This window comes from Micromonospora sp. NPDC003816, assembly GCF_042874705.1.
Classification (GTDB): Bacteria; Actinomycetota; Actinomycetes; order Mycobacteriales; family Micromonosporaceae; genus Micromonospora.
In genome coordinates, this window is sequence record NZ_JBIANP010000002.1 from 407361 (window position 1) to 430491 (window position 23131).

Annotated in this window: 5 protein-coding genes (1 of these 5 running past the window's edge); all 5 read right to left on the reverse strand. The window is 71.2% G+C overall.

Going from position 1 to position 23131, the window contains the following annotated elements:
* Nucleotides 1–16499: the beginning of a hypothetical protein gene (locus ACFYTT_RS08105; protein WP_387258105.1), read on the reverse strand. 18829 nt of this gene lie to the left of the window's left edge; the window shows 16499 of its 35328 coding nt (coding positions 1–16499); its start codon is at nucleotides 16497–16499; its stop codon lies beyond the left edge, outside the window.
* Between the two features lie 164 nt (nucleotides 16500–16663).
* Entirely contained in the window at nucleotides 16664–18043 is a 1380-nt protein-coding gene (locus ACFYTT_RS08110) for an EsaB/YukD family protein (protein ID WP_350696001.1), read from the reverse strand.
* A gap of 25 nt (nucleotides 18044–18068) precedes the next feature.
* Nucleotides 18069–20810, reverse strand: coding sequence for a right-handed parallel beta-helix repeat-containing protein (locus ACFYTT_RS08115; protein ID WP_357211513.1), 2742 nt, complete (start codon nucleotides 20808–20810; stop codon nucleotides 18069–18071).
* 7 nt (nucleotides 20811–20817) lie between these two features.
* Nucleotides 20818–22464: a S8 family serine peptidase gene (locus ACFYTT_RS08120; protein WP_350696005.1), complete on the reverse strand. Its 1647-nt coding sequence runs from the start codon at nucleotides 22462–22464 to the stop codon at nucleotides 20818–20820.
* Nucleotides 22465–22522: 58 nt separating this feature from the next.
* Nucleotides 22523–23077 (reverse strand): sigma-70 family RNA polymerase sigma factor, encoded by a 555-nt coding sequence (locus tag ACFYTT_RS08125; RefSeq protein ID WP_131055982.1) that lies wholly within the window; start codon nucleotides 23075–23077, stop codon nucleotides 22523–22525.
* Nucleotides 23078–23131 lie beyond the last annotated feature (54 nt).

A 23131-nucleotide genomic window follows, 5' to 3' on the forward strand; every position in this document is an offset into this window, starting at 1 on the left:
CCCGTTTCCCCACCACCGTAGGCATCCGGGTAGGAACCGAGCGCTTCCATGGACATGGACGCCGACGGTCCCAACTCACTGGCGTGCATACCCGAGCTGAGCAATACGAAAAAGCCATCCGGCGCCACCACCGGTGCACCGCGATCATCCGTCGCCAGGATCCCCAACTGCACATCGTCGAAGTCAGGCAGAATTCGGGCAACCCCGTAGTTGGTCACGATGTCGCTGGAGCGGACCTCGTGGAGCTGCCCTGCGAACCGCACCACCGCCTCGCGCTCCGACGCCGACCCGTCCGCATCGGCGGGTAGGAACAGCACCAGCAACAGCTTCGTGTGGGTCTCCACCTCGACGTGGTCGATCTGGCTGTTGAAATTCCTCGGACCGAACCGTCCCGCCCTCGTCACCACTTCGAGCGTTCGCGGATCCAGGGTGGCGTACACGGACTTGAAGCCGGCGTACGCAGGCATCCGCCGCACCGCTGCGACGGTGTCCTGGGTGTCGTCGGGATGCGCGAAATACAGTCCGGAGTGGATCTGCTGACGGCTCATGCTCGCCGTCATCCCGCCGTCCAGCCGCACCGTCCGCGGTAGGACCGGCTCGCCCACCTGATCTGCGACGAGTTGCGCGGCGACCCGCATCCATCGTTGTGTCGCGTCGGCCGAGCGCTGTTCTCCTCGCATGTACCTACCGGAGGAGTCGTTCATCTCCCAGGTCCCGTTTGCCGGGACTCTGCGGAGTTCGCCCGCGACACCTGCCGACGTCACCACTGCGGTCCCCTGCCCCGGCGACGCCGCAGTGAACCGCACCCCCAGCGAAGGATGCCCGGGACCGTCGACCATGTCTCTGACCAGTCCCGGCGTGATGTCCGGATCCACCTGCCGGATCGACGCCAGCAGGTCGTTGAACTGACTATCGGAGAGCGCCTCGGAGGCCGCTTCCGAGCCGACGAAGACCAACAGGTCGTCGGGGCGTTCGGTGGGGACCTCCGGCTCCGACCCGCCGGTGTACGCCCGACGCTCCAGCACCAGGTACAGCCACTTGTGCCCCGGTCGTCCCGCCCACACCTCCGGGGTGAACTCGGCCAGGGGCATCCACAGCGGATTCAGCCGCACCTCGGCGCCACGGGTGTCGGCCCCGCGCACCTCCTCATTCCAGGGCTCCTGCTCGATCTCCAGCACCAGGGTGGGTAGCACATCCGGCGGCCGCGCAGACCACCCCGAGTCGGTCGGAACCGCCGGGCGGTCGGCGGGATACACCGGAGTCCAGTCACTGCGGAGCCGACTGCGGACCAGGTACCACCCGGGGCCGGACTCGTCGACGAACCGGGCATGGGACATCCGCTCGACCGAGACGTCGTCATGCGTGGGCCGGTAGACCAGCAACTCGCCGTTGGGTCGCACGGTGGCGGCATGTGCCCAACCCGCCCGGCTGACGAAGACGACCTCGTCCCCAGAGAACACTGCGGGGAGCCGCCGGTGCATCCGCACTCCGCCCCTGGGCCGCTCCGTGAGCGCCGAAGCCATCTGGTGCGGCAGATCACGTACCGACCGTTGACCCAGTCGGAGTCCGACGGCGTCCGACGCGACGGTCTGGAGATCCCGTTGCTCGACGGCTGCGTCGGGCACGCGCGCCGACCCGTCGTTCCGCAGCCAGCGGAGGGCAAGGTACGGGCTGGCGTCACCAAGCGGCAGCCACCCGTCCGGCGGTGTGGCGTGCCGACCGATGTGGAAGACGCCTTCACCGTCCGTGAACAGGCGGGGCCCCAGTGCCTCGACCTCGGCTGCCGGGGCGGGCCGGACGGCCAGGACGGTCGGTGTGTCCTCGGCCGGCGGAAGGTCCACCACGAGCCGTAGGCCGACCGACGCCGCCCCTGAGACCAGGTCGTCGCCGAGCGGAACGGGAGCGCCGCCGTCGGGAGGGAAGTACCGGAACTCGCTTCGCTCCGGACTGTCCAGGTCGACTGTGCCGTCGGGCAGGTGGCGGAGCGCGACCGCGGACACCCGCCCGTCGGTGTCGAGCACGATGTCGTCCGCACTGGCGATGACGCCCTGGCCGAGTCGGTCACGGAATCGGGCGGCGAGCGTATCGCCTGCACCGACCTGCTGAGCTGCTCCGCCCATGACCAACACCACGGGGCCCACGGGGCCGGTTTGTCGCCTCGCCCAGAGACCGATCAGCTCCTCGCTGCGGAGGCGCGCGGTCAGGCCACCTTGTTGCTGGCCACCGGCACCGGCCAGGACGACGGGAAGGCGTACCACGTCCGAGGCGGGGCCGTAGTGGCCGAATATTCCCTGCGCGGCCCCCAGGTCGACCGCTCCGCCGGCAACGCTGGCCGGAAGATAGGGCTGGAAACGATCCCGCTCGACCCGGTGCAGATAGAGGGTCGAGCCTCCACCCGGATAGGTACGAGCAGTGTCGTCCTCCACGACCACCAGGTCGACGCCGAGTGCGACAGCGAGGACCGCGACGACTTCTTCGCGCAGCGTCGAGTCCCAGAGCCGCGGATCACGGATCACATCCTGCAGGAGACGGGACACCTCGCGGGTCCGGGTGCTCTCTCTCGTCGTCGCGCGGCGCACGATCCATTCCGGGCCGGTGCCGGTCGGCGGTGGCGAGAGGGCGAGGAGGCGGTTGAGGCGCGGGTCGTCGTAGTCGGCGGCAAGCGCGATCCGGGAGCGCAGCAGCTCCCGTCGCGGGCCGATCTGCTCGGTGGGCCAGAGCACTTCGGCGAGTCGGACCATCGTCCGTTCGTCGAGGTCGGCGCTGAGGACCGTGCCGATGCTGCGGAGCACGAACCGATGCGGATCGCCGTGCACGGTCTGCACCGCGCGCGCGATCAGCGTCGCCTCGTCGCGTACGCCGGCGGGAAGGTCGACGCCCTGTGCACGGGCGCCGTCGAGGATCGACCGGAGCAGGCTGCCCGCCCCGATTCCCACATCCTGCGGGCCGAGCCGGTAGGCCGCTGCCGGGCCGGGGCCGGGCTCGGAATCGCCGAGCAGCCAGGTCGTCGATGGTTCCAGTCGGGCCACCGGATCAGGCTGTGGTGACTGTCGTCGGTGCCAGACGGCCGCCGTCATCACCATGGTCCGAGCCGCTCCGGCCGGCAACGGCTCGAACGCCTCTGGGCGCAACGGTCGGACCCAGCTGACTCGGCGGTCCACACGCTTCACGTCGTACGGAGAGACCTCGTAGCCCAGGTACGCCAGGAGATCGGGATACCCCGCCAGCCCGCCGGGCAGACTGTTCACGGCGATCAGGGCGCCGACCAACAGCGGGTGCGGGTCCAGTTCGCTGATCCAGACCTCTCCCCGGGAGTCGCCCCCGGTGCCGGTGGACAGGAAAGCGGGCACGGATCGGTGACCCGCCTGCCGCAGTCGACGTAGTTCGTCCGCCACCTGCTCCAGGTCCTCAACGCGCGAGTACTCCCACAGACGCAGCGCCCGATAGCCTGTCGACGCCCCAGGGGAGGCCGCTGGCGACTGCGCCGGCTCGGTCGCCGGCAGCATCAGCTCCAGGTGCATGGGAGGGGTTTCGCCCACCTCCGGCCAGAGCGGCAGTAGTTCGTCGATGCGTGCGTCGACCGCTCCGTTCACCACCGAAACGAGTCGGTCGAGCATCTGCGCGAAGTCGGCCTCGTCGTAGGAGACGTCGTGGAGTTCGCGGACCACTTTCTCGATGGAGAAGCTCGACAGGGCCCTGAGCGCCCGGTCGGCCGTGTCGGCCGGCAGCGTCGTCAGTGTCGCCGAGGTCCACCGCCCTTGGTTGGCGGTCCGCAACACCGTCGGCATGTCGTGCCGCTCGACCTGGAACTCGTCGTGGAGTCGGCCGATCCAGTCGCGCAGCTGACCGGCCACGACCTGAGGCGACAGATCAGCACGGGAGGTGGCCGTACCGCCGGTGCCCGGCGAACGGCTCGGACCGGCCTTCCCGGGGTCGCCGCCGAACGCGAATCTGACGAACTCCGACACCGTCCGAAGGTCGACGTTGCCGGCCAGTTCAGCCGTCTCGACCAGTTCGTCGACGGACATACCGGCGTCTCGTGTCACCTCGCCGAGGGAGGGCGGGAGGCGCTTGGCCTCGACACCGAGACGCAACAGCCGACTGGCGAGGGACGGCCGCGGAGTGGGAGCCCGGCCGGTGCGGCGAAGCTCGGCCACCAGAGCATCCACCGTGAGGTGCCGCGGTCCATCGACGTCGACGGAGGATTCCATCACGCCGTGGAGCGGCGCCAGGTCGCGCGGGTCCACCCCGAGCCGGCTGGCCACGAGTAGCGTGGTCGTTCCGTCTGCCTGGCCTGCCAGCTCTTTCGGCACGCGGCCGATCCGTACGCTGAATCCCGTCACCAACAGGTTGCTGAGACCCAGGTCGTCAGCCAGCCGTTCGATGTCGTGTTCGCTCCAGCCGCCGCTGGGCTCGCGCTCCTCGTAGTGCTCACGCAGCAGTTCCACCACCGAGTACAGCCGGTCGAACCAGTAGCGGTCGAGGATCTCCAGGTCGGCCGGGTCGATTGCCAGGACCTCGGTGAGCCACTGCTCGCCCAGAACACGGAGTTGATCCGGATCGATGGTCTGGGGCAGGCCGGCCCCGAGGTCGGTCAGGAAGGCGAGCCGCCGAGCCGAGTGCTCGCTGAACGCCTGCGGGACGCCGGACAGTTGGTCCAATGAGCGGCGGAGTTCACGCGTCCTGGCCGGCGGTTGCCCGCCCATCAACGGCTCCAGCAGCCGCACCGGCACCTGCAGTTCGTCCGCCAACTTGTACGCTGTCCGGCTCGCGTGGCGCGGATTCCACCGTGTGATCAGACCCGGAATCCGGCGGGAGAGGTGTTCATGCCAGACGGCGTGCTTGTAGACGAGATCCGGATCCAGCCGCAACTCGTCGGCCATCTCGAGAACCGCTGAGTGATCCAGCCAGGGGCGGTGGTGAAAGTTCCGTTCGATCTCCTCCCTGGACACACCGATCCGCTCCGACCACCATGACGTGAGCAGGACGTCCCCGTCCTGGTCCCAGGTGTCCCGAGTGCTCTCGGCCCTCGTTACGACGCCGGCTGCGGCCCCGCTCACCTGCACCGCCGTCAGGCCACCGGCCAGCCGGTCCCAGTCCGCCAGCGCGAGGGCGACGTTGCGAACGCTTCCGATCGTCTGGGCCACCAGGCCGTACGCGGCCAGCGTCGTCGCTGCCGGCTTGTCGGCGGCGGCTGCCACGACCATGCGGGCGATCTGCGCCACCACGGTGTGCAGGAGCCCGGTCAGCACCTGGTAGGTGTCCCGGGGCAAGTCCGCACCATTCAGCGTGTCGAGTAGTCCACGAAGTTCGGCCACCATCGGGCCGAGGTCGTCATCTCGTGACGCCGGGCTCCGCCCTGCTTCTCGGCGCAGGGCAGCCAAGAGCGCGGGGATGTCTCCGGACGCCACCGTCTCGGCATCGACCGGAGGTATCGACCGGCCAGCTCGGTGCTGTGTCCACCACCGCACACCATCGATCAACGCATCGACGGCACGGCTGGCGGCGCGGACGGCCTCGCCTCGGTTCGAGGCGGTGGTCTCGAGTATCACGGCGGAAACGGCCGCTCTGGCCGCCGCAGCGACCACCGCCACCCGGCCGATCAGGTACCCCAGGTCAGGATCTTTGGCGACAAAGTCGGCGTCTCGCCACAACTCAGTCATTGCCTGACCGGGGACGCCCTGCCACCGCTGCAGCGCCTCGTACCGCTCGGTGATGGCCGCCATCCGTTTCTGGCGAAGCGGACTCACCACCCGCAGCCCGACTCCATCCGGGCCCACGCCATTGCTCGCGAACCAGAGCAGCGCAGCGACATCCCGGCGGTCCGGGGCGGTGTCATCGGAGTCGATCAGAATCGATCCGTTGCCGTGGTCCAGCGCGGCGAGCAATCCGCGCTGCTCTGCCGTTGCCCTCCGCTCTCCCCAAGGGCTCCGCACCGACGAGTTGCCGGGCAGAGAGCCCCGGTAGATGCTCGGGAGGCTCTCTGATCCCGATGTCGAGTCACTATCGGAGTCGGCCACGGGCGCACCGGCCGGTCGGTCACCCTGCACGCTTCTCGCGCTGCTGGCGTCCGCGCTCGGAACCTGCCGCGGAGGGAGGTCCCCAAATTCCGGAAAGGCCGGCGTAAAGTGTGAGATGTCCGGAAAGTCGGCGAAGTCGGCGCTGGTGACGGGGATGTTCGACAGGTCGAAGTCCAGGTCGTCCGGGGCCGAACGGGGCAGAGCCTCGTCCTGAGCATGCGATGCCGCCCACGTGCGAACCAGTTCCTCCACCTGCCGTGGATCGGGTCGCTTGTCCGGAGGCAGCTCCTTGATCCTCGCGAACAGCGGACGCAGTGGCATCAACCGGCGCGGGTCGGTCTCCCAGTACGCGGCCAGCCAGATCAGCAGATAGGGGAAGTGCGGCAGACCCAGTCTGTAGGCGAGAGCCAGCGCGTCGCCCGGCACCCGGCCGGTCACCTCGGTCAGCCGGACCAGGGCCGCCGCCTGGTCAGGGGAGAGTCCGAGATGGTCGGCCAACGCGACCACGTCACTTCCGTCGACGTCTGACCGCACCAGGACCCGACGCAGGTACGGGCCGGGAACGCCGAGCCGGGCCGCCCAGGCGGCCAGCTCACCCGGACGAGGTACCGCCGCACTCCGCTGCCGGGCCAGCGCTGCGGCAAGTCGTTCCGACGCGGCCGTCGCGGGGAACACCGGCACCAGCGCGTCGGCTACCCGCCCCCTCGGCACGTCCCCGAGCGCCTCCCAGATCAGCCCGGACATGACCGGGGCGGAGGCCAGCGGGCGGAGCTGGTCCACCGGGAAGCCCAGTCGGGCGCTCCACCGCACCCAGTCGCTCAGCGTGGGCCCGCCCGGTTCGAACCGGTCCAACAGCCGGTCCGCCACCTGCTGCCCCTGGAGCCGCAGTTGGTCCCTCGCGCCGGTGGGCGGCACCCCGCCCGCAGCCTCCCGGAGCTGGCCGCCGAGCGCCACCGCCAGGTCGATCGGAGATACGTCCAGCCGCTCGGCCGCCGCCTCCAACGCGACGGGACCGCCCAGGCCGGCGGCAGCGGCCAAGGTGGCCACACCCGTCGCGGCCAGGCGCCGGCCCTCCAGCGCCGCCCGCACGTGTTCGTCGGGCAACTCGTGCAGCAGTTCCAGGGACACCCCGAGCTCTCGCAGTTCCCCCAACCTCGTCCGGTCGGCGGGCGCCAACTCCAGCCGCCGGGACAACCGCATGAACCACACGAGATCGCTGTTGGTGCGTACCCCGGCGTCGGCAAGTTCCGACCGCAACCGGTCGGCCCAGGTCCCCTCGTCGGGCTCGACGTCCCGGGAGCCCGCCGCAGCCCGCACCAGCACGTCGCCGATCGCAGCGACGTCGTCGGGTGACACCGCCAACTCCTGGATCACACCGAAGAGTGGCCCCAGCCCGGCGAGCCCCATGGCCCGAGACCTGGCGGGCAGGTCGAGCGGCACCATGCCGAGCACCTCGACCAGATCGACCAGGTCACGGACCTCGTCCTCGTCGAATCGCAGAGCGGTGGACAGTCGGTCGACCTCGGTCGGGTCGAACCGCAGGCGTCCGTCGGTCAGCAGTCGGGCGGCCTGGGCAGCCGGAACCCCCACGCGCTCGGCCCACCGCACCTCCTGCGGATCCGCCATCAGATCGGCGAGTCGGGGCCGGGCCGGTGCGGCAGGGGGAGTCAGCTCCACCGGGAAGGTGGCCGCCGGCACCGGTACGCCAGGCGCGACGTCCGTCTCGGTCGGCGAGGTCGGCGGAGCGAGATGCGCCAGGTTCAACGCCGCCAACCGGTCGTGCATGCTCCGGTAGGCGGTAGCCACCTCTCCGGCCTCGTTCAGCGATCCCTTCTCGGCCCGCGCCAACGCGCTCCGGTACGCCTCGACGGCGGCCAGCGCGTCGCCAGCGCCCGGACGGCCCTCGTCGGCCAACCGCCGCAGCTCGACGAGCCGGTCCGGCACCGCCCAACTGGCCAGCCGTGCCTGCGCCCGGGTCACGACCAGCTCGTCCTCGACCCCGTTCGTACCGATGGGAACGGGCGGCGGGGATGACTGGGACTCCTGCGTGGCTCCGCCGATCGACACCGGCTCCTCAACGGGATCCACCGGACTGCCGGTCCACCAGAGCGGGCTCTCGGGGTCGATCGATTCGTCAGAGGCCGGCCAACCGGAAGGCTGCCCCATCGTGGCCGCTACCTCGTCCAGGCTCATCTGCGCGAGTGCCGCGTCGACGTCGTCGCTCGACATCAGGACGACCGGCTCGGCCATCGTCACCCCGAGAGCCAGCCGGTTCTCGAAGTCCGTCAGGTCCGACCGCAGCCAGTGGTTCTCGACTGGCCCGCTCGTCACCGGCACCAGCAGCACCGGCACCGGCTTGCCCCGCTCGCCCTCGGGTAGGTCCCGCCGCAACCGTTGGCCCACCCGCGCCAGCAGCGCCGCGCCACCGGGGACCGGCAAGCCCACCGGAAGAAGATCGGCGTCCGCCTGGTAGGCGAGCACGTGAGTGCCCTCGACCGGCGCGACGAGGTGCCGCTGCGCCACCGGCCCCAGCCACCAGACACCTCTGCCGTCCCTGGTGCGCCGCGCCAACGACCCGTCGATCCAGCTCCGGTCCTGTCCGAGGACCTGCTGCACGTACTCGGAGGTCAGTCCGTCGGACGGCCAGGTCGTGTCCGGCTGGGCAAGCCACTCCAGGAGTCGGGCGAGTTCCTGCTTGGCGTGACGCTCGTCGTCCTGCGGGACCAGCCGGCGGAAATCGGTGAGGAGCCAGCTTCTGATCGGCTCACCGGTGTCCCTGGGCGCGTTCGACTCGTATCCGTCGCCGAAATCGAGGTCGGGCCGATAGTCGGTCAGGGCCAGCAGAGCCCGCGTCACCAGGGCCAGGCGTGGCACGGTGACGTGACCGATGCCGAAGGCGTACGCCGTGGCGAAGCCCACCGGGAGCAGTTCCTCACGAGTGATGCCGAGCGTGGCGGCCAGGCCGTTGAGTACCTCAACGAGTTGGAACTCCGAGAGCGCTTCCGGTGCCGGTTCCACCGCTCCCACCAGAGCGGCGGTCAGCATGAAGGGGTCGATGTCGAAGTCGCCCACGCCCGATGTGTGCTCAAGCTGCGAATCGTGGACGGCGTCCTCACCGAAGGCGCTGGTCAGGAGCTGCCTGGTCCACGGTGCCGCAGTCTCACCAGGGGGCAGATCGTCCCACTCGGGGGGGTCGAGGACGGGCCGATGGACCTGTACCAGGCCCAGGTCACCCCGACTGTCCGGGATGCCGGTGAGCCGCTCGGCCAGCAACAGTCCGAGCTGGACGATCGTCCATGGGGTGTCCTGGTCGGGCGCACCGACCACGATCCTCGGCATGCCGAGACCGGGCTCCACCGGCGCCGGCAGCGCGGTCGAGGGCACGTCGGTGGTGTGCACCCAGAGCGTCTGCCCCACCGGCCTGATCTGCCAGTCCACCTGGTTTGTCCGCGTGAAGAGGCCGCCCCCGAGATTGATCAGCGACGCAAGGGTGTTGGTGAGGTGGAAATCGGGCCATTGCGGTTCCGGGTGCACGGTGAAGTAGTCGGCGAAGAGACTCATCGACTGGGCATGCCACCGCGAGTACGGGACGAAGTGGTCGAACAGCTCATCGGCCGGGTCGATCCGGAGGCCGGCCGAGGCGGAGACGGCCAGCACCTGTCCCGCGCCGACCGCCGATGCCAGCTCCACCGCCTGAGTCGGCGTCGGTGGATCGGTGGTCACCACCTCCACCAGGGCGTTCGCCGGCAGTCTGGGCACGATGTCGGCAAGACGTGACAGTGCGTTCTCGGCCCGCCCCAGCTCCACCACCACCGTCGGGCGAGAGCGGTGCACCAGCCGCGGGGAGAAGTCCTGCCGCTCGGCCGACGCCCGCCACAGGTGGGTCCCGGCCTCGCTCGTCTCGGCCCGGTACCTGGAGAGCGACGGCACCTTCGCGGCAGAGACCTTCTGCCAGTCCCGCACCGAACCGCCGGTCGAGAACTCCAGGCCTGCGCGGTACGCCGCACCTTCCAGACCGAGCCGGAACATCATGGCGCCGGTGTCGAAGTCACGGGCCGCCCGGCCGATCATCCGCGCTTCCAGCAGTTGACGTACGGGCGGACTGAACTGCTCGATCCCTCTGACCTTGAGCACCTGCGCCGCATTGCGGAAAGACAGCTCCTCTGCCCTGATGTGCAGGTTGCTGTGGTCTAGATCGATTCTCGTGTAGTGGTTCCACCACAGGTTCAGTGCCAATGGATAGCGCTCGTCGTCGAGACGCAGTGGCTGTGCCCACAGGGCGTCCTGCACGTGCCCGGCGCGGGTCACCCGGTCCATGGCCTCACGGTCGTTGGTGGCACCCGCGACGAGCCGGCCCATCAACGTGTACTGCTCGGCATGGACCCCCTCGTGCGCGAGACCCTCCAGCATGTAGTCGACCGAATCCGACTGCCCGACCTCCAACTCCCAGGTCGTGCCGTCGAACCTGGCCGCATGGTGCTCATCCGACACGTCGGTGATGATGGATCTGGCCGGAGTGAGGTCGACGTCGGCCCCCCGCCGGACGTGCCGGAAGATCAGGTCGGTCTTCTCCTGCCAGGCGCGGCGCTGCCGGTCCCCGCCGCCCAGGGTGCGGTACTCCTTCCGTGCCCGAACTCGGAGTTCCGCCCACAGGGCCGGGTCCCTCGCCCACAGCGAACCGTACTCATCGGCGGCCTTGCGCGGTTGCCAGACCTCGACGCCGCGAACGAGCGTCGTGCCACGATTTCCGGCCGGGTCGGCGAGCATCGCAGCGAGCATGGCGACGAGCGCATCATCCAGGTCAACCGGGTCCGGTGGGGTGACCCGCTGGAAGTGGTCGTCCTTGCGGCGTACCGAGAAGTTGGGGTTCTCCGCCACCTTGTGCAAGGTGACCTCACCGGTGTCCGGGTCCACCGAGACCAGCCACCCGGCGACGACGGTGCTCCCGGGGAACTGCCCCAGGACGTCGGGGGCCGTCGGTGGCGCCGCTTTCGTGGCTGGGCTCCCCCACACGTCGATACCACCGCGCGCCACGACCGCGTACACCATCTCGCCGTCGGCGGGCATCCGGTGCAACCGGTCGACCCCGAAGCCCACCAGCCCGTTGGCCATGCCCGCAAGACCGTCGAACACCGGCATGACGCCGTCCGGGCCGTCGTGCACGCGCTGCTGCAGACCGGTGGTGAAGGCAAGCTCCGGCGGGATCGGCACGGAGGCCCAGAGCGTCTCCGTCTCCCAGCCCGGCCGCCGGCTCTTGGCAAACCAGTCGGGCCAGTTCCGCCGTAGTTGTTTCTCGGTGTACCCCGGAGGCACCACGATGGCGGGAACGCTCGGTGCCGAGGCGGCCGCAGCCGTCCCCGCCGAGGACGACCCGGAGCCCCCCCGCCGCGCTGAGGACGACCCGGAGCCGCCCCGCCGTGACGACGACGAGCCGGGCGCGCCGCCCAGCACCCGGGGCATCCACTCGCCGTTGACCAGGCGAAGGTCGACCGTCAGCTCGCTGGTCTCCGGGTGCAGACCGTGCACCCCGGCATCGTCGATGAACACCGGGATCTCGACCCGCTGGAAGCGGCCCTCCATCCACTGCCGCACGGAGACGCGACCGACAAGGCCCCGCCCCGTCGCCGTGACCGGACCGTACGCCACGACCTCGGTCAGCTCGGTGATGCGCTCCCGCAACCGGTCGATCTCCGACTGGGCCCGCGCCACCTCCGTCGACGTGTCAGCGCCGGCACCGTCCGCACGCAGGCGCACCAGATGCTCCGCCCACCTGGTGAGATGCTCCCGCATCGTGGCCAGGCGCACCCGACCGGCGTCCTCGGGCTGCTGCCCCATCGCCGACCCGACCACGCTCTCGTCGAGGTCCATCGGGTCGGCGACCGCATCGTCCTCCACGGCGACAACGACCGGATCGGCCATCGTCACCCCGAGGCTGAGCCGGTTCTCCGTCTCTGTCAACTCGGCCCGCAGCCGATCGCTGTCGGCCGGGGCAGAGATCACCGGGACCAGCAGCACCGGAGTGCCCCACTCCTCCTCCGGTAGCTGTCGCCGCACCAGTTGGCCCACCCGCATCAGCAGGGCGGCACCCCCGGGGACCGGCATCCCCACCGGCAGAAGATCAGCACCAGCCGCGTACGCGAGCACGAGGGTGTCCTCGACGGGAGCGACGAGGTGCCGCTGCACCACCGGCCCCAACCACCAGACCCCACTGCCGTCCGGCGTCCGCTGCGACAGCACCTGGTCGGTCCAGCTCCTGTCCCTGCCGACCACCTGCTGTAGGTACTCGGAGGACAGTCCCTCGGCGGGCCAGGTCGTGCCCGGATGTCCGAGCCACTCCAGCAGCCGCAAGAGTTCGTGCTTGGCACTACGCTCGTTGTCGTCCGGCACCAGGCTGCGGAAACTGTTCAGGATCCGGCTCTCGTCCGGCTGTTCCCTCCCCCGGTCGGGCAGGGCCTGCAACGCCCGCGTCACCACGGTCAGACGTGGCACGGTGACATGACCGATGCCGTGAGCGAACGCCGTGACAAAACCCACCGGAAGAAGTTCCTCGCGGGTCACGCCGAGCCTGGCGGCCAGGCCGGTCAACACCTCGACCAGGTGGGACTCCGACATCGCCTGCGGTGCCGGGTCCACCGCACCCACCAGAGCAGCCGTCAACACGTACGGGTCGATGTCGAAGTCCTCGATCTTCGACGTGTGGGTGAGCCTCGGATCGTCGACGCCGTGCTCACCGAAGGCACTGACCAGGAGCTGCCGGGTGAATGGAGCGGCGGTCTCGACAGGGGGCAGGTCGTGCAGCTCGGGTGGCTCCAGGACAGGCCGGTGAATCTGCACCAGGTCCGGCATACCGCGACTGTCCGGAACACCGGTGAGCTGCTCGGCCAGCAGCAGCCCGAGCTGGACGATCGCCCACGGGGTGTCCCGACCGGGAGCGCCGACGACGATCCTCGGCATTCCGTTGTCGGGCTCCGCCGGCACCGGCAACGCCCCGGCCGGCTCGTCGGAGGCACGCACCCAGAGCGTCTGTCCCACCGGCCTGATCTGCCAGTCGCTCAGGTCCTGCCGGATGAAGACCCCGCCTCCGACGTTGTACAGCGGCTTCAGCGCGTAGTTGAGTCGGAGCAAGGGCCGTTGCGGTTCGGTGTGCACGGTGAAGTAGTCGGCGAAGAGGCTCATCGACTGTGCGTGCCACCGCGAGTACGGCACGAAGTGGTCGAACAGTGGATCGGCCGGATCGATCCGAGGACCGGACGAGACGGAGACAGCCACCGTCTGTCCCTCACCGACTGTCGAGGCCAGCTCCACCGCCTGGGTCGGCGTCAGTGGATCGGAGGTCACCACCGCCACCAGAGCGTCCGCCGGCAGATGCGGCACGACGTCGGCAAGACGCGACAGCGCGTTCCCGGCTCGACCCAACTCCACCACGACGGTGGGGCGAGAGTGGTGCACCAGTCGCGAGGACGAATCCTGCCGCCCGACCGACGCCGGCCACAGGTGGCTCCCGGCCTCGTTTCTCTCGACCTGATAGCCGGCGAGCGACGGCACCTCGGCAGCAGCGACCTCCCGCCAGTCCCGCACCGAGCCGCCGGTCGAGAAGTCCAGAGCCGCACGGTACGCCGGACCTTCCAGCCCGAGTCGGACCAGCAGAATGCCCAGTTCGAAGTGGTGTGCCGTCCGGCCGACCAGCCGCGCTGTCAGCAGATGGCGTACGGGTGCGCTGAACTGCCCGATCTCCAGGGCCTTGACCACCTGGGCATGGGTCCGTCTGCGCAGCAGCGCCGCGTCCCGGCGTACGTCATGGATGCGCCCATCCAGCTCTGAGTGGTGGTGCCACCAGAGGCGCAGCGCCAACGAATAGCGTGGATCGCCGCGGTCGAGTGGCCGTGCCCACAGCGCCTCACGCGCAATGGGGACCCCAGTGACCAGGTCCAGCGTCTCGGGGTCGTTGCTGGCACCGGCGACGAGCCGCCCCATCAGCGCATACTGCTCAGCGTGGAGTCCCTCGTGCGCAAAGAACGCGAGCCGGTCGTCGATGGAGTCCGACTCCCCGACCTCCACCGTCCAGCCCGTTCCGTCGAACATGGCTGAGGAGCCCGTCCCCGCCAGATCGGTGACGACGGTTCTGGCCGCGGGAATGCCGTTGGAACCGGCGTTGAGGTACCGGAAGAGCAGGTCGCTGGCCTTCTGCCAGGCACGGTGCTGCTCGCGTCCGCTGCCCAGAGCACCCTGGTCACGCCGGGCCAGACGCCGCAGCTCCGCCCAGTAGGCCGGGTTCGTCGCCTCCAGCAACCCGTAGTCCTCGATCACCCTGCTCGGCGTCCACACCGCGTCCCCGCGAGTGAGCGTCGTGTCATGCTTTCCCGCGAGGCGGGTAAGCATGGCGGCGAGCTCACCGTCCAGAGCCGTCAACGTGGCTGCGGGTGAGCCTTCCCGGTGCACCGCCAGGTTGGGGTTCGCCGCCGCCTGGCCCAGGATGATCTGACCGGTGTGCGGGTCCACCGACACCGGCCATCCGGCGACGACGCTGGTCCCGGTGAACTGGCCCAGGACGTCGGGTGCGGTGCGCGGTGCCGCCGCCGTGGCCGGGCTTCCCCACACGTCGATCCCGCCGGACGCCACGACGGCATAGACCATCTCGCCGTCGGCGGGCATCCGGTGCAACCGGCCGACTCCGAAGCCCACCAGCCCGTTCGCCATGCCCGCAGTGCCGCCGAACACCGGCTGGACACCGCCCGGATCATCGTGGCGGGTCACGCGCTGCTGCAGGCCGGTGGTGAAGGCAAGCTCCGGCGGAATCGGTACGGAGGCCCAGAGCGGTCTCGTCTCCCAGTCCGGCCGCCGGCTCTCGACATACCGGTCGGGCAAGGTCCGCCGCAGGTTCTGCTCGGTGTAACCGGCAGGCACCACGATGGCGGGAGCACTCGGTGTCGCACCGGGCACGGCCGTCCTAGCCGCCGACGATGATCCGGGCCCGCTCCGCCGAGCTGACGACGAACCCACCCGCCGCTGCGACGAGCCGGGCGCGCCGCCTAGGAGGCGGGGCGTCCACTCACCGTCGACCAGGCGAAGGTCACCGGTGATCTCGCCTGTCTCCGGATGGGTGCTACGCACGCCCGCCTCGTCGACGCGCACTGGGATTCGGACGTATCCGGCGCGCCCCTCCACCGCCTGCCGCACCCAGACGTGGCTGTGCAGGATGCCGTCCGGCGTCTCCTCGATCGGCTCGTGCTCAGTGATCTTGGTCAGCTCGGCGATTCGCGTCCGCTGACGATCGACCTCGGCAGCGATCTCCCACTCCCGTGCGGCCAGGTCGGCAGTCCCGGAGGAGGCAGCCGGTTCCTCGGCGTCCCGGCCATGGTCTATGGCAGTCGATGCGGAGCGCAACTCCCAGAGCTCGGTGCCTGTCTCGATGAACGTGCGCCGCATCTCGGCCAGGCGCGCCTCCACCTCTGCGGAGCGCTGCTCGATGACCGGCGGGTGATCCGCCCACTCTTCGGCAGTCTCGCCGGACAGGGCAGGTGCGGGCGGGGCGGGTACGGGCGGGGTCTCGACGTCCACGCTGACCGGCCGATGGTCCGCGTCGATCAGCACCACCGTGGTGGCCGCGTCGCGCAGCGCCACCATCCGCCAGTCGTCGGTGAGCCGGACGGCGATCGGCATGGTGTCCGAATCCGACGCCCCGACCCACCGCACGTCCTCGCCGTCCGGCAGCAGCCAGGCCACCGCCGGCCCGCCGTTCGGTGCCCGGTAGGACACCAGCGCTGCCGATTCCGGGGCGGCGCGCAGCGTGGCACGCAGCACGTCGGCGGCGATCGGCTGGGCTGACCCGCCGACCATCGTCGGCACGTCGGCAACGGCGACGGGCAGCACCTTTCGGAGCAGGGCCGCCCCCTCCGGCTCGTTACCGGACCGGACCAGGTGGATCGCGGCGGCCAGGCTCCCGGGCGGGATGCTCACCCGCAGCGCCCGCCGGATCTCCTCCAGGTCGGCCAGCAGGGCCTCGACGCGTCGGCGGCCAGGCTCCTCGTCGGCGACGATCCGGTCGTACGCGGCCCGCAGCGCCGCTCGTCCGGCCACGTGTGACCACGGCAGCACCCGTACCGTCGTGGCGTCGTCCCACGACGCCTCCCGGCCGCGCGCGTCGACCGGCACCAGTTGCGGTGCACGCGCCTCGCCCACCGGCACCTGCACCTGGAGGCGGTAGAGGTCGGCGAGGCCACCGAGGCCCTCCGGGTCGTCCGGGAGCGGCTGCCCTCCGGTGGCCCAGCGGTCGAGGTCCCACGGCACCAGCACCAGGGCGTCGGGGAACGGCTGTCCGCGCAGGTAGTCCAGGCCGGCGGCGGAGCGCGGCGTCTCCTCGATCAGATAGACCAGCGTGCCGTCGTCCGGCGCCGGGGTGGCGACCGCGACCGCCCGGGCGACGGGGTGCGTCGTCTGGGTCATCGCGCCGGTGAGCACGAAGCGGCCCGGAACGGCCATGATCTCCTTGCAACCGTCGCCGCCGGGCACCTGATACCTCGCCTTGTCGCCACTTCATGCGGGTCGCCGCCACCGCGGCACGCCGCACCCGTCGTACACCATGGCACCCCTAAGCGGGATGCCCGAAAGTCCCCATTCGGGCCGTGGTCCCGTCCCCCCGGGGGTCAGAAGATGCTGCGACCCACCTCGACCATGTGTCGGAACGCGCCGAGCACGCCCAGCGCCAACGGCACCATGAGCAGACTGGTGATCACCCCGAACACCTCGGCCCGGCTGCGGCGCCGGGCCGAGGGGTGCACCATCGGCCCGTCGCGTGGCGGCTCGGGTGTCGAGGGGCGCAGCAGGCTCAGCGCCACCCCGGCTCCGGCGACGCCGAGCCCGGCCAGCACGAGCACGACCAGGGTCGCGCCGGGGCCCGCGCCGAGCATCCCGACGACCGCGAGGATCAGGCTGAAACAGCCGACCAGTGCGGCGATGCCGAGCAGGAGCAGTTCGGCGGAGAACGCCACCAGCCGGCAGCGGGCCATCAGGGCGATGCTGGCCACCGCGGTCAACGCGACCGCCCAGCCGCCGCCGTTGGAGGCCAGCACCGGAAGCGCGGCGGTCAGCGCCAGCGCCGGACCGACGAGCACCACCGAGAGCAGGCGGTGGGAGCGGTCGACCAGCCCGATCGTGACCGGCAGGGCAGCCGACTGGTCAGGCGGTCGGCGTTGTCCCCAGGACGCCACGGTGGCGGCGATCCGTCGGGCCACCGCGATGATCCCCATCGCCGTCACGGTGACCACCGCGGCGGCACCGGCGCGGTCGGTGTCCAGCGCCCGGATCAGGGACACCAACGCCAGGCCGACGGTCAGGTGCAACTGCACCACGACCAACGCGGCGGTCGGGATGACCACCAGCGCCATCAGCGCGGCCAGGCAGGCGCCGAACACCGCACCGTCCCAGCGGTACGCCGTCACGCCCAACACCCGGGTCACCAGCATGCCGGCCGCCGCCAGACACGGCACCGAGGTCAACGCGACCGCCATCCGCAACCAGTCCGGCACCACCTCGCGGTGCTGGGTGAGGCTCCACGCTCCGGCGAGCAGACCCAGCCCGGCCAGGACGAGCCCCGCGGCGGTGCCGGCACCGCCCTCGAACCGGAGTCCGGCCGTGATCGCGGCCACCGTCGTCCAGAGCAGACCCAGGCTCAGGACGATCGTCCCGCCCCGGAGCCGCTGCTGGCGATGCCGGTGGGTCTCGTCGGCGACGAGTTCCTCGATCTCCTCCACCAGTGGCGCGTCGTTCGGCTCCTGAGCGGCGTCGCGGAGGTACAACACCTGGCCGTCGACCACGCCGACGTCGAGCAGGGTGGCGTCCAGCGGCAGCGGCGGGTGGCCGGCGGGGGCCAGGGACCAGGCCGGTGGAAGCACGTCGGCCCGGTCCTGGCCGCACATCTCGGCCAGGCGGGCCGAGTACTCGCCGACCGGCGCCCCGGAGGGCACCGACACGTCCAACCGGCGGCGGGTGCCGACCACCGTGATCCGGCTCCGTTCGCCGCTCATCGGTCCTCCCTGCACCCGAGCCGTGTCATCCGGCCACCTCCAGGTCGTCCACGTGCAGGTCGTCGGCCTCCAGAGTGCTCAGCTCGGCGGTGCTGGGCGCGTCCATCTCGGCGATCCGTGCGGCGTGCCGCTCGGTCATCATCTGGAAGACCTTGCGGGCGAACCGGCCGTTGCCGAAGCCCTCGCCCCGCAGGACGCCGTCGAAGTAGCTGAGCAGCGCGGCACGGCCGTTCTCCGCAACGTGGTACTGGTGTCGGCTCGCCTGCTTCTCCACGATCTGGACCAGTTCGACCGACGAGTAGTCCTCGAAGGTCAGCGTGCGGGAGAAGCGGGAGGAGAGGCCCGGGTTGGCCGCGACGAACTGCCGCATCTCGTCCGGGTAGCCGGCGACGATCACCACCACCTCGTCCCGGTGGTCCTCCATCAGCTTGACCAGCGTCGAGATCGCCTCCTGGCCGAAGTCGGTGCCGCCACCGGTGGGCACCAGGGCGTACGCCTCGTCGATGAAGAGCACACCGCCGAGGGCCTTGCGGAAGGCCGCCTGGGTCTTCGGGGCGGTGTGTCCCACGTACTCACCGACCAGCGTGCCCCGGTCGACCTCGATCAGATGTCCGCGTTCGAGCATGCCGAGCGCGGCGAGCAACTGCCCGTAGAGCCGGGCCACGGTGGTCTTGCCGGTGCCGGGGTTGCCGGCGAAGACCAGGTGCCGGGACATCGGCGGCGGCGCGAGACCGGCCTCCCGACGGCGCTTGACGGTCTGCACCAGCTTGACCATGGTGCCCACGTCCCGCTTGACCCGGGCCATCCCGACCAGGTCGTCGAGCTGGCCGAGCAGGTCGGCCAACTCCGGCACCTTGCTGGTGGCACCGGCTCGGGGCACGGCGGCGGCCCGGCGCGGACCGGCACCGGCCGGCACCGCGCGGGCGGCGACGGGTTCGGTCGGCAGGGTCGCCTCGGCGACGTCGGTGCTCCAGCACTCCTCGAAGGTCGCCCGGCCCTGGTCGGTCTGGTCGACGTCGGCCCCGGCGTCGTGCACGTGGCAGCGCAGCAACGCCGGATCGGCGTCCACGCCGACGTGCACGGCCGGGTAGTCGGTCCGGGAGATGTCGCAGTCGGTCAGGGTGCCGTGCGCACCGTCACCGACGTACACGCCGTTCTTGCGGCACTCCCGCACGGTCAGGCTGCGGATCATCGGTGCGGCGCCCTCCCAGAGCACCAGTCCGCTGCCGCCGATGTCGGTGATCTCGCACTCTTCGAGCGTCGGCGTGGCGTACGCGTCGACGAGCACCCCGGCCGCGCCACAGGAGGCGATCCGGCAGTTCCGGGCCAGCAGCGCGGCGTGCGGAGCGACCTCGATCCCGGTCTGCTCGACGTCGCGGACCTCGCAGTCGGTCAGCAGCGGCCGGTGCGGGGTGTCCACGCGTACGCCGGCCCGGGAGTCGCTGACGGTCAGTCCACGCAACTCGGCGTCGGCGCCACCGTCGATCTGCACCCCGCCGAGTCCCGCGCCGGTGATCGTGCCGCCCTCCACCCGCAGCAGGGCGCGGTCGGAGGCGCGTACCCCGAACTCGGGGGTGTCGGCGATCGTGCACTCGACCAGCGCGGCGCTGGCCGTGCCGGTGAGGTGCACCGCGCTGTACTCGGAGCGCCGCACCTCGCAGCCGTGCATCAGGATCCGCCCGTCGTCGGCGGCGTAGAGCCCGTTGGCGGCCGAGTCGGCGAAGGCACCGTCGGTGAGGCGGACCTCGGCGCGTTCCCGGACCGCGAGCGCGGTCTGACCGGCCTGGTTGATCCGGCTGCCGGCCATCGAGAGCCGGCTGTCGCCACCGGCCAGCACGCCGGGACCCCGCGCGGCGTCCACCGTGGACTCGTCCAGGTGCAGGTGGCCGTACCCGGCGAGGAGCACCCCGGCGGAGGCCGCGCGGCTGATCGTGCACCGCCGAACGAGCACCCCACCGGTCTCGCCGGTCTCCCCGGCGCCCGGCGTCCCGGCGTGTTCCGGCCGCAGCGGCGGCCACCAGTCCGGGCCGAACGTCGCACTGCCGCTGATCCGGATGCCCTCGGCCGCCAGGTCGTGCAGTTGGCAGTCGGTCAGCCGGGCCTGCCCACCGCCGCTGACCTCGACGCCCACGCCGCCGCTGGGCCCGATCTCGCAGCGGGTGAGCGTCAGCGTGGCGTTCTCCGCCACCAGCGCGCCACCGCCGACGCTGCCCATCCGGCTGTCGACCAGGGTGACCTGGGCGCTTCCGGCGGCCTCGACGGCGGCGCCGCCGGTCTCCGTCACCTCGACCGAGGTGCCCTCCAGCGTCGCCTGGTCGGCGACGATGAGCCCGGGTGCCGCCCCGGTACGCAGGATGGCGCAGTCCCGCAGCGTCGCCGACGCGTCCCCGCTGACCTGGACCGCGCCCCCGGTGACCGTGGTCGACTCCAACGCGATCCGGCCGGTGGCGGCGACCACCACGGCACCGGAGCCGCTCAACACGAACCCGCGGATCGTGGCCGACCCGGACCGTACGGCGAGCGCCGGCCCGTGCGGCGCGACCAGTTCGACCGCGCCACCGTCGTTCTCGGCCACCAGCGTGACGGACTTGTCGACGGTCAACGACTCGCGGTACACCCCGGCCACCACCGACACCACCCCGCCGTCGCGGGCTGCCCGGATCGCCGAGGAGATGGTGCGGTGCCGACTCCACGGGCGGGTGGAGACCCGTTCGATCCGGCCGGACGGTGCGCTGGTCGGGGTGGAGACCGCGGGCTGCCCCGTCACTGGGCGATCACCTCAACCGCTGTGGATCGGAGTGGTCGGTCGGACGGTTCGCGGGCGGGTCGAACTCCGGTTCGGGATCCTTGCGGTCGTCGGAGCGCAGCACGGTACGCAGCCGGAACACCGACAGCACCGTCACGGCCACCAGCACCAGGCCGATGAGCACGAAGATCGCCACCTGGCCACCGCTGGTCGACGATCCGCCGTCATCGGCGGACGGGCCGTTCGGGGCAGCCGCCCCTCCGTCGTTCTCCATCGCGGCACTCACCGAGGTGAACGGGTCGATGACGCCGTCGCCGTACGAGGCGGGGTCCTCCGGGGTGTCGGCGGTCCGGCTGGCCGTGCTCCGGATCCGTTCGGTCACCTGAGCGGCCGAGAGGTTCGGGTACGCGGAGCGCACCAGGGCGGCCTGGCCGGCCGTGTAGGCGACCGCGTACTGGGTGCCGCTGCCGACGAAGTCACCCGCTCCGCCGATGCCGAGGCTGGCCACGTCCACGCCGGGGGCGACGACGTCCACCCCGCCGGCGCGGTAACTGTCCGCCATCTTGCCGTCCCCGCCGATGCCACCGACCCGCAACATGCCCTGCTCCGGCAGCCCCGACTCCGGGTCGCTCGACTCCAGGTCGGCGGCGGACACCACCACGATGTCGTGCTTGACGGCGGTGGCGATCGCCTCGGCGACGGCCGGGACGTTGGGGTCCACGTACGACCCGAGCGCGATCACGGTGGCACCAGCGGCCACCGCCACCTCGATGCCGGCCGCCTGGTCCGCCGGCTGCGCCTCGGCCTTGGTGGTGACCACCCGGATCGGCATCACGGTCGCCTCCGGAGCCACCCCCGTCACCGTGCGCTTCGAGCCGGACTGGGCGATGGCGATACCGGCCATCGCGGTGCCGGTGCCGAGGCAGTCGACGTCGCCCCGGCCGCTGCCGGCCACCACGTCCATGCCCTGGGTGACCCGGCCCCGCAACTCGGCGAGGCTGCCGTCCACCCCGGAGTCCACGATCGCGATCATCTGGCCCTCGCCACGGCTGCGGGACCACGCCCGCTCCGGCGACATGCGCCGCTCCGCCCAGTCCGCGCGGTCCTTGTCACCGCGTTTTGCGGCCGATCCGCACTTGGCGCCCCCGGCACCGGAGTTCTTGGTGCCGCTCGGGCTCGGGCTGGGGCTGGGGCTGGAGCCGATCGTGGGGCGGATCAGCGGAGTACCGGCGGGTGGCGCGGCGGACGCTCCCGGTGACGGTGAACGGGTGCTCGGGGGTGCCGGAGACGGCAGCGAGCCGTACTCGACCCCGCTGCCGACCGCGTCCCACGGCAGCACGAGCTGCCAACCGGCGCGCAGCTGACTCGGGTCGGTGAGGGCGCCGCCGCCGGACTGCGCCCGGCCGACGTTCAGGTTGAAGATCTCCTCCGCGCGGTCCCGGCTGCCGAGGAAGCGCTCGGCGATGTCACGCAGGCCCTCCGGCTTGCCCACGTAGGTGGACTCCACCGTGTAGTACTTGACGTACGGTGCGGCCTGGGCGCGGGCCGGGAGGACGGGCAGCGCGGCCAGCAGTACGCCGAGCACCACCACCACATACCGTCCCACCCGTGACGGGTACCGGCTGACCAACATCTCCCTCGCCCCCTCGTCGTGCCCGTCCCGGTGCGGACTCACGACTCCACGACGGTCCCGGCCGCCGTGTCGTTCAGCCGCCGCGTCGGGAGTTTGGCGGTCACGCCGCCAGTTCGGCGGGCTCCCCGATGATGCCCCGGGCGGCGCGCAGAGCGTAGAACGACCGCGACCGCACGGTCCCCTCCGGGATGCCGATCCGGGCCGCCGCCTCGGCCACCGTCACGTCGCCGTAGTAGAGCTCGACCAGCACCGCCCGGTGTTCCGGGGTGAGCTTGCGCAGCACGTCGGCCAGGGCGAACCGGTCGAGCAGGCCGTCGAACTCGTCGTCCGGCGAGTGGGCCCAGGTCACGTCCATCCCGTAGACCTCGGTCGGTCGGGCGGCCCGGGCGCGGGCCACGTCGATCGAGAGGTTCCGCGCCACGATGAACAGCCACCGGCGGATCGTGGCGTCGTCGGCGGGCAGTTCGCTCAGCCGGGACCAGGCCCGCAGCATGGTCTCCTGCAACAGGTCCTCGGCGAGTTGACCCTGTCCCCGGGTCAGCCGGAGAAGGTAGTAGTACAACGGCTGGGCGTTCGCCGCGAAGACGCGACGCATCCGGTGATCGAGGTCGGCATCCGCCTCGACCCGCTCCTGCACACCCACGTTGGCACCCATCGTTGCAGCCCTCCCCAGGACCGGACCTTTCCCCAGCACCGCTCAAACGGGACG